This window comes from Phycicoccus sp. M110.8 (assembly GCF_032464895.1).
Classification (GTDB): domain Bacteria; phylum Actinomycetota; class Actinomycetes; order Actinomycetales; family Dermatophilaceae; genus Pedococcus.
This window is the reverse complement of the sequence record NZ_JAWDIC010000001.1, coordinates 1,836,697-1,851,233: the sequence shown is the minus strand read 5'-3', so window position 1 is coordinate 1,851,233 and position 14,537 is coordinate 1,836,697. Positions and strand designations below refer to the sequence as shown.

The window sequence follows — 14,537 nt, the reverse complement described above, 5'->3', positions numbered from 1 at the left end:
GTGACCCGCCGCGCCCTGACCCTGCTCGCCGGCCTCTTCACGGTGCTCGTCGTGGGCGCGGGCACGGCGTCGGCCGCGAGCGCTTCCCCCGCCGTCGCCACCGCCGCCCCCGCGGCGGCACGAGGCGCCTCACCGGCCACCGCGGCGGCCGCCGACCCGGCCCCCACCGGCCCGGTCATCCTCATCGGCACGGGCGGGCTGACCTGGACCGACGTCGACCAGCAGAACACCCCGGCGCTGTGGTCGATGCTCCGGGACGGATCGACGGCAGCGCTCTCGGTGCGGTCGGTCTTCACGAACACCTGCCCGGTCGACGGCTGGCTCAGCCTGTCCGCCGGCAACCGCGCGGCCGCCCCCGGCCCAAAGGGCGCCGACCGCAGCACCTCCGACCCGTGCCCGGCGATCCCCGAGGTCGACAGCGGCGTCGTCCCCGGCTGGGACGCGTACGTCCGCGCCGCCGACGCCCGCAAGTTCGACAGCACCCCGGGCACCCTCGGGGAGACGCTCGCGAGCAGTGGCCAGTGCGTCCAGGCGGTCGGCCCGGGCGCCGGGGTCGGCGCCGCCTACACCTCCGGCTCCGTGCCCCGGTATGCCGCGTACGACGCCGGCCAGCTGACCGGCCTGCTCTCCCGGTGCCGGGTGACCCTGGTCGACGTCGGGGCGGTCCGCGACCCGGCCGAGCTGCCGAAGGGCGAGTCGCCCGGCACTCCGGGGAGCCGGGCCCAGCAGGCCAAGGCGGTCGACAACCGGATCAGCGAGGTGCTCAAGGCTGCCCCCAACGGCTCCGACGTCATCGTGGCGAGCCTGGCCGACGCCGGCTCCGAGGAGCGGCTGCGGCTCGTCGCTGCCAAGGGCCCGCACTACGGCTCGGGCACCCTGTTCTCCCCGTCCACGCGCCAGGACGGCCTCGTGCAGTCGGCCGACCTCACGGTGACCCTGCTCTCGGCAGCCGGGGTGGACATCCCCAGCGGGCTCGGGGGCAAGGCCCTGAGCCGCGGTGAGGAGGGGTCGAACTCCGAGTCCGCGGCCCGCGACCGGCTGCGCCACCTCGTCGACTTCGACGACGCGAGCCACGACGTCCACGCCCTCGTGCCGCCGTTCTTCAACGCGGTCGTCTACACCCAGATCGCGATCTACCTGCTCGCCGCGGTCGTCTGGCGGCGCGACTTCGGGGCCATCGGCCTGCGGCTGAAGCTGCTGCGGATCACCCGCCGGGGGGCCGTCGTCGCCGCGGCGGTCCCTGCCTCGACGTTCCTGGCCAACCTCATCCCGTGGTGGCGCTTCCCCGTGCCGATGGTCGGGGTGGTGGCGGCCGTGGGCGTCTTCACCGCGATCATCTCCGCCGTCGCCCTGCTGGGCCCGTGGGCGCGACGGCTCACGGGTCCGCTGTCCGTCGTGGCCCTGGCGACGATGCTCGTGCTCGGGATCGACGTCATGACCGGCTCGCACCTGCAGATCTCCTCGTTGATGGGCCTGCAGCCGGTGGTGGGCGGCCGGTTCTACGGCATGGGGAACGTGACGTTCGCGCTGTTCGCCACGGCCGCGCTGCTGCTGGCCACCGCGGCGTCGAGCTCGCTGGTCCGCCGCGGCCACACCCGCCTCGCCGCCGTCGCGGCGGCCGCGATCGGGCTGGTCGCCGTGGTCGTCGACGGCCTGCCCGCCTGGGGCGCCGACGGTGGCGGACCTCCGGCCCTGCTGCCGGGGCTCGCCTACCTCGTCCTTGCCATCCTCGGCATCCGCATGACGTGGCGCCGCGCGCTGGTCGTGGGCGGCGTGACCGCCGGTCTCTTCCTGCTCGTCGCGTTCCTCGACTCGCTGCGCCCGGCCGACAAGCAGAGCCACCTCGGCCAGTTCTTCGAGGCGCTCGGCAACGGCACCGCCGGCGACATCGTGATGCGCAAGCTCGACCAGAACATCGGGATCCTCTTCGGCAACTACCGCCTCGCGCTGCTCGTGCCGATCGCGCTCGTCTTCGTCATCTACATCCTGGCCCGCCCGACCTCGTGGGGGTCCCGGGCCCTGCAGCGCTCCTACGACGCGCTGCCCACGCTGCGGCCGGGCCTGATCGCGCTCCTGGTGACGATGACGATCGGCTTCGCCATCAACGACTCCGGCGTCGCGATCCCGGCCAACGGCGCGATCATCGCAGTGCCGCTCATCATCGCGGTGGCGGTGCGGGCGCTGGAGGACGAGGCGCGGGCGAGCGCGACGACCCGATCCATGCGGCGCGTGTGAGCCACCCCCACACGATCAGCACGGCATACGGCACGGGCACCCGGCGCACCCACAGGGTGACGCGCTGGACCGTCGCCGTCATTCCCTCGACCCGCCCGGGGACGTAGGCGAGCGTCGCCGCGAGCAGGTGCACGAGCAGCGCCCGGTCCAGGACGCTGGCGCCGAGCAGCGGCAGGGTCGCCCAGGTGAGCAGCAGGTACCAGGGCAGGGAGTAGGCGGCGGACAGGGCGTAGGCCGTCGACAGGACGAACGTCCACCGCGTCGCCGTGCCCAGCACCCCCGCGGGAGCCAGCCCGCGGGTGAGGCGGCCGAGGACGACGACGAGGAGCAGCGCCACGGCGACCGACAGGACCGTCACGAGGGTGCGGGCCGCCGAGCCGCCGAGGGGGCCGTCGACCAGCTGGTAGACCGGCCGCCACGGGGTCGCCAGCGAGATCGAGCGCCGGGCCCGCTCGAGCTGGTCGAAGACGTGCGGACCGGCCCACCAGTGCAGCGGCACGGCGGTGACGAGCACGCCCCCCACGAACCGTGCCGAGCGCCACCCCCAGCCCCGGCGCTCGTGCACCCACCAGGCGACCAGGACGGCGACCACCACGACGGCTGCGGTCACCTTGGTCGAGACGGCGAGGCCGGCGAACAGCCCCGCCACGAACGCGCTGCGCGGGGCGGCCCACAGCGTCAGGACTACGAGGGCCGCGGCGACGACGTCGACGTGGGCGCCGAACAATGCGAGGCCGAGCACGAGCGGGTTGGCGAGCCACAGCGCGAGCACCCGCGAACGGCTCGCACCCGACTGCTCGAGCAGCGTGGGGACCGCGAGGAAGGCCAGGAGGCAGATGCCCTGCCACCAGCCCACCGTGGCCCGCAGGTGCGGCCCACCCGCCCAGGAGGCGGCCTGCTGCAGCAGGGTCGCGAACGGGCCGTAGATGCTCGTCGTGCCGTCCCACGGGGGCCGGACTGCCGAGATGACCGGGTCGTGGCCGGGCCAGGCATTGGGCGGTGTGAGGTACGGGTCGCCGCCCAGGACGGCGATCCGGCCGTACGCCGCGTAGTTCGTGTGGTCGGCCGAGCCGAACGCAGTGACCCAGCTGCCCCCCAACGCGATGGCGGGCAGCGCGAGCGCCCACGTCCACGGTCCGCGGGTCGGCAGCCCCCAGCGCAGGTGCAGGTGCACGCCGAGGGCCCCGAGGACGTAGGCCGTCCACAGCAGGACCGTGACGAGCCAGGGCCCGGGGGCCCAGGGCAGCTCCGGACCGCCGGGGCCGAGCGGTGGCTTGGCCGCGCTGGGGCCGGCGATGCCGACGAGCAGGAGCAGCAGGACGGAGGCAAGGACCAGGCCGGCCGTCGCCCCGCGCCTCGGCGTCCACCGGACGTCCGCGCCCGTCGTGGAGCGCTCGTCCCGCCGGAGCCCTGCCGCCACGGGGTCTCTCGCGTCCCTACCGGAGCCGGCGCCGCGCCCGGCGCCGGGCGAGGGCCAGGCCCACGTCGCGGTACTGCGCGGCCCGGTGCAGCTGCGAACGCAGGTCCGTGCCGGTGACCCGGTGGTGCAGCTCGCACGGCACCTCGCGCACCTGCAGGCCGGCCAGCAGGACGTCGACGGTGAGGCCGACCTCCACGCCCCAGCCGCGGGCGAGCGGGCTGGCCGCGTCGAACGCGGCCCGCGTCAGGCACCGCATGCCCGACAGCGGCTGGGCCGCGACGAACCCGGTGAGCTCCTCGATCCCGCCGCGGGCGAGGCGGACGACGAAGCCCCGGCCCCCGCCGGGCGTCTTCTGCGGGGGCAGCGTCGCGATGGTCATGTCGACGGCCCCCTCGAGCACCGGGGTCACGAGCACGCCGAGGTTGGCTGCCGAGTCCTCGAGGTCGGCGTCGACGAAGAGCAGCGGCCGCCGCCCGTCGGAGCCGCCGACGCGTCCCTCGACCGCCTCGTGCCGGGCGACCCAGCCCGCGCCGGTCGTCATCGCGGCCGCCTTCCCGCGGTTGCGGGCGTGGCGGACCACCTCGGCCCCCGCCTCCCGCGCCACCTCGGCCGTCGCGTCGGAGCTGCCGTCGTCGACGACGAGGACCAGGTCGACACCCGGCAGGGCCCGGACGGCCCGGACGGTCGCGGCGACCCGGTCGGCCTCGTCCTTGGCCGGGATGACGGCGGCGACGCCGGTGGCAGGGGAGGTCATGTCAGCGCAGGGTGACCTGGCGGCTCAGCAGCCCGGACCGGGCCCGGCGCTCCTCGGGGGTGAGGGGCGCGTCGGAGCCGAGCACCGCGGCATACCGCTCCATGAACTCGGCGAGCTCGTCCTCGTAGTCCGCGGCCTCCTTGTCGGGGTCGAGGTCCCAGACGGGCACGAGCAGGCCGCAGGCGCGGAACGCGCCGAGCAGGCGGGTGCCGGCGCCCACGGCGTCGTCGCCGGCGGCGCGCAGCCGGGCGAGGGCGTCGGTCGCGACGTCCTCGTCGTCGGGGAGGACGAGGCGGATGTGCGTGCGCTCACCGATGCGGCACCAGTACGCCGAGGGGGTGCCGGCCATGCGCACGGTCGGGATGACGGACTCGTTGGCCCGGTCGAGCGACTCCTGGGCCGCCGCGTCGAGCTCGCTGTCGCCCACCCAGAACTCGAAGCCGTTGTGCACGGTCACCTCGAAGTCGGCTGTCGTGTCGAGCAGGTCCTGCAGGCGGGGCGAGTCGGCCGTCGAGCCGGGCGTGTGCACCACCGGGACGCCCTGCTCGGCCTCGGCGGCAGCGAGCAGGGAGGTCGCGAGGTCACGGGAGGCGTCACCGGAGACCGAGCCCGACTGGGTGCTGACGAGCACGGCGCCGTCGGCCCGGTGCAGGCCCGGCCACGCCATCGGCAGCACCGTCGCCACGGTCACCTCGTCGGGCGCGCCCTCGGGGGCCTTGCCCTTCGCGAACCGGACCGTCGCGGTCGCCGCCGGCAGGATCTCGCGCATGGCCACCCAGTCGGTCTCGTTCGGCAGCCCCTCGAAGGGGCGTGCGACGAACGGGGCGGGCTCGACGCGAGCGGGACGCGAGCCGGTGTCTGCGCCCTTGCGGCGCCGTGATGCCTTACCCATGCCGCAAACCCTAGGGGGTCGGGCGGGAGGTCAGTGGCTGCGGCGCCGGGACGGGCCGCCGAGCGAGGCCCACACGGTCGAGCCCGTGCGGTCCTCGGTCACGCCCCACTCGTGCGCGAGGCTGCGCACGATCCGCAGCCCACGGCCCGAGGGCGCCCAGACGGTGCGCGGCGCCGGGCGCGGGGTGGTGTCGCTGCCGCCGTCGGTCACCTCGACCTCGACGACGCCGCCCTTGACCTTCCAGTGCACGCGCAGCATCCCGTCGGAGAGGGGCCGGGCGTGCCGGATCGCGTTGGAGACCAGCTCCGAGGCGACAATCTCGGCCTCGTCGACGACGGTGGCGGGGACGTCCCGGCCCGCGAGGTCCTCGACGACCGCACGCCGCACCTGCGCGACCGAGGCCGCGCGCCAGGGCACGCGGATGGTGCGCGAGGCGTCGCGGACGGGGGCCGCGGTGGCCGTCCGGAGGGGCCGGTTCGGCTGGGGTGCTGCTGTCATGCCGTGCTCTGTCCGTTCTTGGGGAACGCGAGGGAGGTTACCTGCTGGCGTCCACAGCGTCGAGGACGGCGCTCGGGCGGTTGGTGATGATGGCGTCCACACCGAGGTCGATGCACAGCTGCACGTCCTGCGGCTCGTCGACCGTCCACACGTACACCTCGTGGCCGCGGCGGTGCTGTCGCTCCACGGTCTCGGGGTAGCGCTGGACGATCTTGAGGTCGAGCCCGACGGTGTGCACGCCCCGGGGCAGGGAGCCGTCGCGGAACCGCAGCGGCATCGAGTCCTCGACGAGGTAGACGGAGGCGACGTCGGGGCAGAGCTGGCGCATCCGCTGGACCGCCATCTGGGAGAACGACATCACGCGCACCCAGTGGTGGCCTGGTCGCTGGGGCCCGTCGAGCCCGAACTCGGCCAGCACCTTGGCGAGCTGCCGCTCCACCAGCCCGGCGTACCGGGTCGGGTGCTTGGTCTCGATGGCCAGACCGATGGGGCGGTCGCTCTGGGTCATGGTCGTCAGCAGCGCCCGGAGGGTGAGCAGCTGGTTGCGGTTGCGGTCGGGCACCTCGTCCTCGCCGCCGTGCTGGGCCTTCCAGGAGCCCCAGTCCAGGCCCTCAAGCTCGGCGAGCTCGAGCGTGGACACGATGCCGCGGCCGTTGCTCGTGCGGTTGACCCGCCGGTCGTGCACGCAGACGAGGTGGGAGTCGGCGGTCAGCCGGACGTCGCACTCGAGGGCGTCCGCTCCCTCGTCGATCGCGCGCAGGTACGCCTTGAGCGTGTGCTCCGGCTCGGCCGAGCTGCTGCCGCGGTGGGCGACGACCAGCGGGGTGCGCTTGCGGTCGCCGGAGGGCTGCGCGGGGACGGCGGCGTCGGGCACGCGTCCATGCTTCCACATGGCGGCTGGCACAGTGGGCCCTACCGGGTCCGGGCGCCGTGGCGCTCACACGTGCGGGAGGTGCGGCGTTCGATGGGTGTGACTCTGCCTCCCTTCCAGCACCTCGTCGACGCGCACTGGCGCGACGTCGCGCGGCTCGCGCACGCCCTCGCCGGACCCGTGGACGGCGACGACGTGGCCCAGCAGGCGTGGACCCAGGCGCTCGCGGCATACCCGCGGCTGCGCTCGGCCACCAACCTGCGCGGGTGGCTGCTCACGATCACGCACCGGTGCGCGATGGACGCGCACCGCCACCGGGCCCGCCGCGCGGTGCCCCACGACGACCCGGGACGGCTGGACGAGGTGCCCACCGCTGCGGCCGCGGACGCGGCCCTGCCCGACGCCGACCTGTGGCACCGCGTCGGTGCCCTGCCCGAGCGCCAGCGCGAGGCGGTGGTGCTCAAGTACGTCGCCGACCTCGACCACCCGACCATCGCCGCCGCCCTCGGCTGCTCGCCGGCCATGAGCCGGCGGCTCGTGAGCGACGCGCTCGCCACCTTGCGCAAGGACCTGCCATGACCGACCCCACCCGCCTGCTCACCGAGTTCCGGCCCGACGTGCGGCCGCCGCGGCTCGCGCCCACCGACGTGTCGTACGTCGTCGAGGACACGGCCGTGGGCCGGATGCTGTTGGCGCGCAACGACTCCGGCGCGCTCCTGGCCTCGTCGTTCGTGCCCGGCACCGCTGACGAGGACCGCGTCCTCACCCGGATCAGCGCCCGGGTCTCGCCGAGGGTCCTGCGCCAGCCGCGGGAGCTCGACGACGCCCGGCGCCAGCTCGAGGAGTTCCTCGCGGGGCGGCGGCACGCGTTCGCGCTGCGCACCGACCTCGCCCTGGCCTCGGACTTCCAGCGGGTGGTGCTGCCGCGGCTCGCGCAGAGCGTGGGCTACGGCCACCGGGCGACGTACGGCGAGCTCGCGCGGGCGGTCGAGCGGCCGAGCGCCGCCAGGGCCGTGGGCGCCGCGCTCGGCTCGAACCCGCTGTGCGTCGTCCTCCCGTGCCACCGCGTCGTGGCGTCCTCCGGGGCCCTGACGGGGTATGCCGGTGGGCTGGCGGCCAAGCGCTACCTCCTCGACCTCGAGGCCGAGCACGCCACCGACCCCGCCTGACCGGTCAGGCGGGACTGCCGTGGCCCGGGCCGAGGGTGTCGAGCTTGGCGGTGAGGGCGTCGACGGCGCGGCGCAGGTCGGCGACCGTCGCGTCCCGCGCCTCCGGCTGCAGCTGCACGGTGAGCGTCCCGCCCGGCTCCATCGAGGCGGACCGCACCTCGGCCAGGCCGTCGGCCCCCTGCTGCTGCAGGGCGTTGAGCAGCTCGGCCTGCGTCATGCCCAGCCGGCGCAGGGCGCGGTGGTCGGCGACGCCGTCGACCACGACCACCGTGGGCTTCCCGTCGACCAGCCACGCGACCCGAGGGCTGACCATGGCCCAGCGGTCCAGCGCGGTGTTGACCGCGACGAGCACCACGGCGCCGAGCACGCCTCCCGCGAGGGAGTTGTCGTTGCCGATGATGGCGTTCTGCACCACGTTCGACAGCAGCAGCACGACGACGAGGTCCTGGGAGTTCATCTGGGCCATGAGCCGCTTCCCGGCCACCCGGATGATCAGCAGGATCGCCACGTAGACCAGCACGGTCCGGACGACCTTCTCCCACGGCGGCACCCCGAACGCGAGCAGGTCGCTGCCCACGCCGCGCGGCAGCGCGGGCAGGCCGGCATACGCACCAGCGAGGGTCTCGGCGAGCTGTGGCACGGGGACTCCTCGGGTCTCCGGGGGACGGACGCCTCAGGTCACCACAGCGGCGCGACCGTCGCGGGGAGCCTCGCCGTGGCGCCGGTGCGGGCACAATGGCGCCGGACACGACGGGAGAGGGGACGTCAGGTGCGCGAGCAGCCGGAGAACGACGAGTGGGAGTTCCACGGGCCGGTCTGGTACTGGCGCGGGCCGGCGCCGTACCACTTCGTCACCGTGCCCGAGCCGGTCGCCGGCGAGCTGCACGAGTGGTCGTTCGTGAGCTACGGCTGGGGCATGATCCCCGTGACCGCGAGCATCGGCACGACGACCTGGCCGACGTCGCTGTTCCCCAAGGACGGCGGGTACGTCCTGCCGCTGCGCGACCACGTCCGCCGGGCCGAGGACCTCGACGTGGACGACGAGGCTGCGGTGCTGCTGCGGATCCGGGAGTCCTGAGTGGCGGGCGCCACGTCGTCGCCCCGGGTGCTCACCGGCCAGCAGGCCCGGCGCCTCGCGGTGCGCGCCCAGCTGCTCGCCGAGCCCCGGCCGACCGACCTCCTCGAGGTGCTGCGGCACCTCACGGTGGTGCAGGTCGACCTCACGGCGGCGGTGGCGCCCAGCGCCGACCTCGTCTGCTGGAGCCGGCTGGGAGGGGCCTTCCACCCCGACGACCTCGACGACCTGCTCGACGCCCGCGAGGTGGTCGAGCTCGAGGGCATGCTGCGGCCGGCCGACGACCTCGCCCTCTTCCGCGCCGAGATGGAGCAGTGGCCGGGCCCCGAGCCGCTCACCGACTGGCAGGTCGCGCTCCTGGATTGGGTCGAGGACAACGACGGCTGCCGGCTCGACATCCTCGACGTCCTGCGCACCCAGGGACCCACGGCCGCGCGCGAGCTGCCCGACACGTGCGTGCGACCCTGGCGCTCGAGCGGCTGGAACAACAACCGCAACGTGACGATGCTGGTCAGCCTGATGGAGCGACGCGGCGAGATCGCCGTGTCGCACCGCGAGGGCCGGGAGCGGATGTGGGACCTCGCCGAGCGGGTGCACCCCGACCTCGAGGGTGCCGTCCCGCTGGACGAGGCGCTGGAGGTCCGGGCGCGGCGGCGGCTGGCCTCCCTGGGGCTCGCCCGGGCCCGGGTCGCAGAGGTCCCAGGCGAGACGTATGCCGTGGGGCCGGTCGGCGAGGAGGTCGCCGTCGAGGGCGTGCGGGGGACCTGGCGTGCGGACCCGCAGCTGCTGGCCCGGGTGGACGAGCCGTTCGCGGGTCGCACCGTGCTGCTCTCGCCGCTCGACCGGCTCGTGTTCGACCGCAAGCGGCTCGCCGAGCTGTTCGGGTGGGAGTACCAGCTCGAGATGTACAAGCCGGCCGCGAAGCGCAGGTGGGGCTACTGGGCCCTGCCGGTGCTCGACGGCGACCGGTTCGTCGGCAAGCTCGACTGCACTGCGGACGTCGAGCGCGGGGTGCTGCGGGTCGACGCCCTGCACCGCGACGTGCCGTTCGACCGGGGCCTGCAGCAGCGGGTCGACCGTGAGGTGGCCGCCCTCGCCCGGTGGCTCGACCTCGAGGTGACGGGTCCCGGCTGACCACCGACGAGCGCCGATGAGTTCGGCGGCCGGGCGGGGTCGGTACGTTCGACCACACCGCGGCGCCCCGCACGGCGCCGCACCACACCGCACAGCACACCAGCCACACCGGAGGAGCCACCATGGGACAGGTCCACGTGCACGAGTTCATCTCGCTCGACGGCGTCTTCGAGGACCCGTCCTGGACGTTCGAGCACGGGTTCGACCCGGCGATGGGCGAGACGCTGGGCGCCATGATGGCGAACGTGCGCGGAATCCTTTTGGGCCGCACCACCTTCGAGGCCTTCGCCCCGGCATGGCGCGACCGCACGGCCGAGGACGACCCGGGCGCGCCGTTCTTCAACGAAACGACGAAGTACGTCGTGGGGGCGCAGGAGCCGGCGCAGGAGTGGGCGCCCACCGAGCGGCTCGGGGCGTACGACGCCGGGACGATCCGGCAGCTCAAGGCGGACCTCGACGGCGACCTCTACCTCAGCGGCAGCGGCCGGCTGGTGCGCGGCCTGCTCGCCGACGGGCTCGTCGACCAGCTGCACCTGTTCGTCTACCCGGTGACCCTCGGCGCCGGCGAGCGCCTCTTCCGGGAGGGCGAGTCCCACCGGCTGAGCCTCGCCGCGCACGACGTCTACGACAACGGGGTCGTCCACCTCGCCTACGCGCAGGCGTGACGGTGGGCGGCTCGCGTCCCCACGGTGAAGGCGCACGTGTCCCGCCTGCTGACCAAGCTCGGCGCCGACAACCGCGTGCAGGTGGCGCTCACCGTCCACGACGCCGGCCTCGGCTGACTGCGCGTGCCCGGCCTCAGCCGGGGACCGAGGCCTGCCGCAGCCGCTCGGCGAGGGCAGCGGTCGCGGACCGGACCTCCTCGCCCCTGACCACCCGGTAGCCGACGGGCAGGTGGGCGAGGTCCGCGGCATACCCGCCGGGGTTGCCCGTGCTCCCCACGAGTCGGCACCGCTGCGCGCCGACGGCTTCGACCCGTCCCATGGTGCGCGGCAGCCACCGCGCGACCCGCTCCGCAGGGGCGGCGACCTCGACCTCGACCTCGAACTCCCACCCCACGCCGAGGTGCTCCTCGAGAGCGCTCACGGGGTCGAGGTCGGCCGGGGGCTCGAACGTCGTGTCGAGCACCTCGGCCTCCTGCACCCGGTCGACGCGGTAGGTCCTCGGGGCGTCCGCGGTCACGGACCGGCACAGGAGGTACCAGCGGCTGTGGCGGACGACGACGGCCCACGGCTCGACCTCGAGCGACAGCTCGCGCCCCGCCTCGGTGCGGTAGGCGAGTCGCACCCGACGACGGTCCGCACAGGCCTGGACGAGCGTCACGGTGGTGTCGGGCGCGGGCCGGGCGGCCCCACGGTCCGGCGCGGGGGCGGTGGTCCGTCGCACGGCATCTGCCTGCGCCGCAACGGATTCCGGCAGGGTGCGCAGGATTTTCGCGAGGGCCGCACCCACCGGGTCGTCGGCGTCGCCCGCCTCGTGGTGCCCGTCGAGGACGGCCATCACGAGGCCGAGCGTCTCGGCCGGGGTGAACATCAGCGGTGCCGGCCGCAGGCCGCGCCCGGGGCGGTAGCCGCCGGCCGGCCCGCTGACCGAGGAGATGGGTATGCCGGCCTCCCGCAGCGTGGCCACGTAGCGGCGGGCCGCGCGCGGGGTGACCCCCAGCCGGTCGGCGATCCGCTCGGCGGTGATCCCCGGCCGGCTCTGGATCAGCTCGAGGGCCACGAGGGCGCGGGCGGTGGGGCTGGCGTCGGGTTCCACGCGAAGAATTCTCGTTGCGGACGCGAACCGTCCGCAACGGCCCCTAGCGTGACCGTCATGACCGAGATCGTGCTCTTCCACCACATCCAGGGCCTGACGCCCGGCGTCCGCGCGTTTGCGGACGGCCTGCGCGAGGCGGGCCACACCGTGCACACGCCTGACTACTTCGAGGGCCGCACCTTCGACTCCATCGAGGAGGGCGCTGCCCACTGCCGGGAGGTGGGCTTCGACGAGATGCGCCGGCGCGGCGTGCGGCTGGCCGAGGACCTGCCGGGGGACGTGGTCTACGGGGGCTTCTCCCTCGGCGTCATGGCTGCGCAGTACCTGGTGCAGAACCGGCCCGGGGCGTTGGGCGGCCTGTTCTACCACGGGGTCATCGACCCGGCCGAGTTCGGCGCCTGGCCCTCCGGTGTGCCCGCCCAGGTGCACGCGATGGACGCCGACCCGGAGTTCATCGACGCCGGCGACCTCGAGGCGGCCACGCCGTTCCTCGACAGCCACGACGAGGTCGAGCTCTTCCTCTACCCCGGCGACGGCCACCTCTTCACCGACAGCTCCCTGGCGGCCCACGACGCGGACGCCACGAAGCTCGTGCTGGAGCGGTCGTTGGAGCTCCTCGACCGCGTCGGCCGATGACCGAGGCCACCCGGGCGTTCCGCGACGAGCAGCTGCTCGGCGCGACGTTCGAGCACGTCGACCTCACCGGCGCGCGGTTCGACCGGGTCGACCTCACCGGGGCCGGGCTGCAGATGGTGGACCTCGCCGACGCGGAGGTGCGGGACACCGCGATCCGCAACGTCCGGATGCGCGGCGTCGAGCTGCAGGACGTCGAGATCAACGGCGAGCTCGAGAACGTGCGGGTCAACGGGGTCGACATCGGCCCCCTGGTGTCGGCCGAGCTGGACCGCCGCCATCCCGAGCGGACGAGGCTGCGCCCCACGGACGCCGCGGGCTTCCGCGAGGCCTGGGCGCTGCTCGAGGAGCTGTGGGCCGACACGGTGGAGCGGGCGCGGCGGCTCGAGGCCGTCGACCCCGGCCTGGTGCACGAGGGCGTCGACGGCGAGTGGTCGTTCGTGGAGACGCTGCGGCACCTGGCCTTCGCGACGAGCTCGTGGCTGCACCGGGCGGTCCTGGGCAACCCCTCGCCGTGGCACCCGCTCGAGCTGCCGTGGGACACGATGCCCGACACCCCCGGGGTGCCGCGCGACCGCGAGGTGCGGCCCTCGCTCGACGAGGCGCTCGAGCTGCGCCTGACCCGCAGCCGCGAGGTCGCGGCATACCTCGCCACGCTCACCGACGAGCAGCTGGCCGGGCAGACGCCCGAGCTCACGGGGACCGGCTGGCCGACGGCCGGGTCGCGGTTCCCGGTCAAGGACTGCCTCGACGTGCTCATCAACGAGGAGTGGTGGCACCGCCAGTTCGCCGAGCGCGACCTCGCCGTGCTCGAGACCCAACAGGAGCAGACCCACCAGGAGGGGACCCGATGACCGACGCCGACACCACGCACCCCGACAGCGCGGCCACCGACGCCGCGGCCCGCCCCGACCCGGTGCCCGGGTCCGACGAGACCCCGTGGGAGCCACCACTGGCCGGGACGGAGGCCGAGGCCCTGGTGGGGGCGCTCGACCGGCTCCGGTGGACGTTCCGGTACAAGGCCGACGGGCTCGACGCCGCCGGGCTGGGCCAGCGCATCGGACGCTCGACGCTCACGCTCGGCCGGCTGCTCAAGCACCTCGCGGTCGCCGAGGACCACGCGTTCCACACCAAGCTCGACGGCTCGGACCTGCCGCCGGTGTGGGACGGCAACGGCTGGGACGACGACCCGGACTGGGAGCTCACGTCGGCCGACGGGGACGATCCCGCGCAGCTGTACGGGTACTGGGACGACGCCGTCGCCAGGTCCCGCCGGCGGGTGCGGGCGGCCCTGCAGCATGGTGGCCTGGACCAGGAGGTGCACGCCGCGACGGACGCCGGTGAGCACGCCAACCTGCGCCGGCTCCTGTGCGACATGGTCGAGGAGTACGGCCGCCACACCGGCCACGCCGACCTGCTCCGGGAGGCCGTCGACGGCCGGGTGGGCGAGGACCCGCCACCCGGGTGGCGCCCGGTCTCGGGTCGAGGGGTCAGCCGGCAGGGGCGACCGTCCGGCTCATGACGCAGTTGCGCGTGCCCTTCGGGCGGTCGTAGCCGAAGCCGGCGCGCTCGAACAGCGCGCGGGTCCCGGTGTAGAGCACCGAGACCTTCTTTCCCCCGTTGTCGTGGGGGTATGCCTCGACCAGGCCGCCGCCCGCAGCCGCCACGAGGTCGAGCACCCCCTGCACGGCCACGGCCGAGACTCCCGAGCGCCGGTACCGCTTGTCGACGAACAGGCAGGTGATCCGGTAGTCGGGCTCGCGCTCGCTCGTCTCGTCGTACTCCTTGCGGTGGTAGATGTTCGGCAGCTCCGACGGTGGGCCGTACTGGCACCAGGCGACGGCCTCGTCGCCGTCGAACACGAGGGCGGCGTGGGCGCCCCCGGTGCGGACCAGCCGCTCCTTGAGCTCGCGGTTGCTGTCGGCGTCGTAGGTCTTCTCCGCGGCCATGGTGTGGAAGTACGTGCACCAGCACCCGCCGAACACCCCGTTGTGCCGCTCCATGAGGGCTGCGTATGCCGGCCAGGTCGCGGCGTCGAGCGGCCTGACCATGAGCGCCCCCGGGTCGACGGCCGCCGCCTTGGTCGTCCTCGTCATGG

Annotated in this window: 17 protein-coding genes and 1 pseudogene; 10 read left to right on the top strand and 8 right to left on the bottom strand. The window is 74.6% G+C overall.

Features of this window, described 5'->3' with window-relative positions:
- A complete protein-coding gene (locus RKE38_RS08830; protein ID WP_316007062.1) occupies nucleotides 1-2,235 on the top strand; it encodes a hypothetical protein in 2,235 nt (744 codons plus the stop codon).
- Here the strand turns inward: RKE38_RS08830 and RKE38_RS08825 are convergent.
- Genes RKE38_RS08825 through RKE38_RS08805 form a run of 5 tightly spaced genes read right to left on the bottom strand, consistent with a single transcriptional unit; the run spans nucleotide 2,159 to nucleotide 6,673 of the window.
- Nucleotides 2,159-3,655 carry a hypothetical protein gene (locus tag RKE38_RS08825; protein ID WP_316007061.1) on the bottom strand — a complete coding sequence of 499 codons (1,497 nt, stop codon included), beginning with the start codon at nucleotides 3,653-3,655 and terminating at the stop codon, nucleotides 2,159-2,161. The genes RKE38_RS08830 and RKE38_RS08825 overlap by 77 nt on opposite strands.
- A gap of 16 nt (nucleotides 3,656-3,671) precedes the next feature.
- Nucleotides 3,672-4,409 carry a glycosyltransferase family 2 protein gene (locus RKE38_RS08820; protein WP_316007060.1) on the bottom strand — a complete coding sequence of 246 codons (738 nt, stop codon included), beginning with the start codon at nucleotides 4,407-4,409 and terminating at the stop codon, nucleotides 3,672-3,674.
- 1 nt (nucleotide 4,410) lies between these two features.
- The gene (locus RKE38_RS08815; protein WP_316007059.1) at nucleotides 4,411-5,301 is read right to left on the bottom strand and encodes a DUF5926 family protein; all 891 of its coding nucleotides are present in this window, start codon (nucleotides 5,299-5,301) and stop codon (nucleotides 4,411-4,413) included.
- Nucleotides 5,302-5,331: 30 nt separating this feature from the next.
- Complete coding sequence (locus RKE38_RS08810; protein ID WP_316007058.1) at nucleotides 5,332-5,799, bottom strand: ATP-binding protein; 468 nt, start codon at nucleotides 5,797-5,799, stop codon at nucleotides 5,332-5,334.
- A gap of 37 nt (nucleotides 5,800-5,836) precedes the next feature.
- A complete protein-coding gene (locus tag RKE38_RS08805; RefSeq protein ID WP_316007057.1) occupies nucleotides 5,837-6,673 on the bottom strand; it encodes a glycerophosphodiester phosphodiesterase family protein in 837 nt (278 codons plus the stop codon).
- Between the two features lie 90 nt (nucleotides 6,674-6,763).
- On the opposite strand from RKE38_RS08805, the gene RKE38_RS08800 reads away from it, so the two are divergent.
- Both RKE38_RS08800 and RKE38_RS08795 read left to right on the top strand, forming a co-directional pair.
- A complete protein-coding gene (locus tag RKE38_RS08800; RefSeq protein ID WP_316007056.1) occupies nucleotides 6,764-7,249 on the top strand; it encodes a sigma-70 family RNA polymerase sigma factor in 486 nt (161 codons plus the stop codon).
- Entirely contained in the window at nucleotides 7,246-7,839 is a 594-nt protein-coding gene (locus RKE38_RS08795) for a methylated-DNA--[protein]-cysteine S-methyltransferase (RefSeq protein WP_316007055.1), read from the top strand. Before RKE38_RS08800 ends, RKE38_RS08795 begins: the two co-directional genes overlap by 4 nt.
- A gap of 4 nt (nucleotides 7,840-7,843) precedes the next feature.
- On the opposite strand, the gene RKE38_RS08790 is transcribed toward RKE38_RS08795, so the two are convergent.
- The gene (locus tag RKE38_RS08790) at nucleotides 7,844-8,479 is read right to left on the bottom strand and encodes a DUF421 domain-containing protein (protein WP_316007054.1); all 636 of its coding nucleotides are present in this window, start codon (nucleotides 8,477-8,479) and stop codon (nucleotides 7,844-7,846) included.
- A 129-nt stretch (nucleotides 8,480-8,608) separates the two neighbouring features.
- Here RKE38_RS08790 and RKE38_RS08785 point away from each other — a divergent pair, with 129 nt between their 5' ends.
- The 4 genes and pseudogenes from RKE38_RS08785 to RKE38_RS08770 form a co-directional block, all read left to right on the top strand.
- Nucleotides 8,609-8,917: a DUF1905 domain-containing protein gene (locus RKE38_RS08785; protein WP_316007053.1), complete on the top strand. Its 309-nt coding sequence runs from the start codon at nucleotides 8,609-8,611 to the stop codon at nucleotides 8,915-8,917.
- On the top strand, nucleotides 8,918-10,048 hold the full coding sequence (locus RKE38_RS08780) for a DNA glycosylase AlkZ-like family protein (RefSeq protein ID WP_316007052.1): 1,131 nt from the start codon (nucleotides 8,918-8,920) through the stop codon (nucleotides 10,046-10,048).
- A 122-nt stretch (nucleotides 10,049-10,170) separates the two neighbouring features.
- Nucleotides 10,171-10,713 carry a dihydrofolate reductase family protein gene (locus RKE38_RS08775; RefSeq protein ID WP_316007051.1) on the top strand — a complete coding sequence of 181 codons (543 nt, stop codon included), beginning with the start codon at nucleotides 10,171-10,173 and terminating at the stop codon, nucleotides 10,711-10,713.
- A 15-nt stretch (nucleotides 10,714-10,728) separates the two neighbouring features.
- Nucleotides 10,729-10,830 (top strand): annotated as a pseudogene (locus tag RKE38_RS08770) (LuxR C-terminal-related transcriptional regulator); the annotation flags it as partial.
- A 16-nt stretch (nucleotides 10,831-10,846) separates the two neighbouring features.
- Here RKE38_RS08770 and RKE38_RS08765 read toward each other — a convergent pair.
- Nucleotides 10,847-11,806, bottom strand: coding sequence for a helix-turn-helix transcriptional regulator (locus RKE38_RS08765; RefSeq protein ID WP_316007050.1), 960 nt, complete (start codon nucleotides 11,804-11,806; stop codon nucleotides 10,847-10,849).
- Between the two features lie 57 nt (nucleotides 11,807-11,863).
- Here RKE38_RS08765 and RKE38_RS08760 point away from each other — a divergent pair, with 57 nt between their 5' ends.
- The 3 genes from RKE38_RS08760 to RKE38_RS08750 are packed head-to-tail and all read left to right on the top strand — an operon-like array spanning nucleotide 11,864 to nucleotide 13,961.
- A complete protein-coding gene (locus tag RKE38_RS08760) occupies nucleotides 11,864-12,442 on the top strand; it encodes a dienelactone hydrolase family protein (RefSeq protein WP_316007049.1) in 579 nt (192 codons plus the stop codon).
- Nucleotides 12,439-13,293, top strand: coding sequence for a DinB family protein (locus RKE38_RS08755; RefSeq protein ID WP_316007048.1), 855 nt, complete (start codon nucleotides 12,439-12,441; stop codon nucleotides 13,291-13,293). Before RKE38_RS08760 ends, RKE38_RS08755 begins: the two co-directional genes overlap by 4 nt.
- Entirely contained in the window at nucleotides 13,290-13,961 is a 672-nt protein-coding gene (locus tag RKE38_RS08750; RefSeq protein WP_316007047.1) for a DUF664 domain-containing protein, read from the top strand. Before RKE38_RS08755 ends, RKE38_RS08750 begins: the two co-directional genes overlap by 4 nt.
- On the opposite strand, the gene RKE38_RS08745 is transcribed toward RKE38_RS08750, so the two are convergent.
- Nucleotides 13,930-14,535: a GNAT family N-acetyltransferase gene (locus RKE38_RS08745; protein WP_316007046.1), complete on the bottom strand. Its 606-nt coding sequence runs from the start codon at nucleotides 14,533-14,535 to the stop codon at nucleotides 13,930-13,932. The two genes, RKE38_RS08750 and RKE38_RS08745, sit on opposite strands and share 32 nt — an antisense overlap.
- Nucleotides 14,536-14,537 lie beyond the last annotated feature (2 nt).

What these genes read in the sequence shown, in the direction of transcription:
- RKE38_RS08820 (WP_316007060.1), bottom strand. Translation starts at nt 4,409, where the DNA reads ATGACCTCCCCTGCCACCGGCGTCGCCGCCGTCATCCCGGCCAAGGAC.
- RKE38_RS08815 (WP_316007059.1), bottom strand. Translation starts at nt 5,301, where the DNA reads ATGGGTAAGGCATCACGGCGCCGCAAGGGCGCAGACACCGGCTCGCGT.
- RKE38_RS08810 (WP_316007058.1), bottom strand. Translation starts at nt 5,799, where the DNA reads ATGACAGCAGCACCCCAGCCGAACCGGCCCCTCCGGACGGCCACCGCG.
- RKE38_RS08800 (WP_316007056.1), top strand. Translation starts at nt 6,764, where the DNA reads ATGGGTGTGACTCTGCCTCCCTTCCAGCACCTCGTCGACGCGCACTGG.
- RKE38_RS08795 (WP_316007055.1), top strand. Translation starts at nt 7,246, where the DNA reads ATGACCGACCCCACCCGCCTGCTCACCGAGTTCCGGCCCGACGTGCGG.
- RKE38_RS08775 (WP_316007051.1), top strand. Translation starts at nt 10,171, where the DNA reads ATGGGACAGGTCCACGTGCACGAGTTCATCTCGCTCGACGGCGTCTTC.
- RKE38_RS08760 (WP_316007049.1), top strand. Translation starts at nt 11,864, where the DNA reads ATGACCGAGATCGTGCTCTTCCACCACATCCAGGGCCTGACGCCCGGC.
- RKE38_RS08755 (WP_316007048.1), top strand. Translation starts at nt 12,439, where the DNA reads ATGACCGAGGCCACCCGGGCGTTCCGCGACGAGCAGCTGCTCGGCGCG.
- RKE38_RS08750 (WP_316007047.1), top strand. Translation starts at nt 13,290, where the DNA reads ATGACCGACGCCGACACCACGCACCCCGACAGCGCGGCCACCGACGCC.
- RKE38_RS08745 (WP_316007046.1), bottom strand. Translation starts at nt 14,535, where the DNA reads ATGACGAGGACGACCAAGGCGGCGGCCGTCGACCCGGGGGCGCTCATG.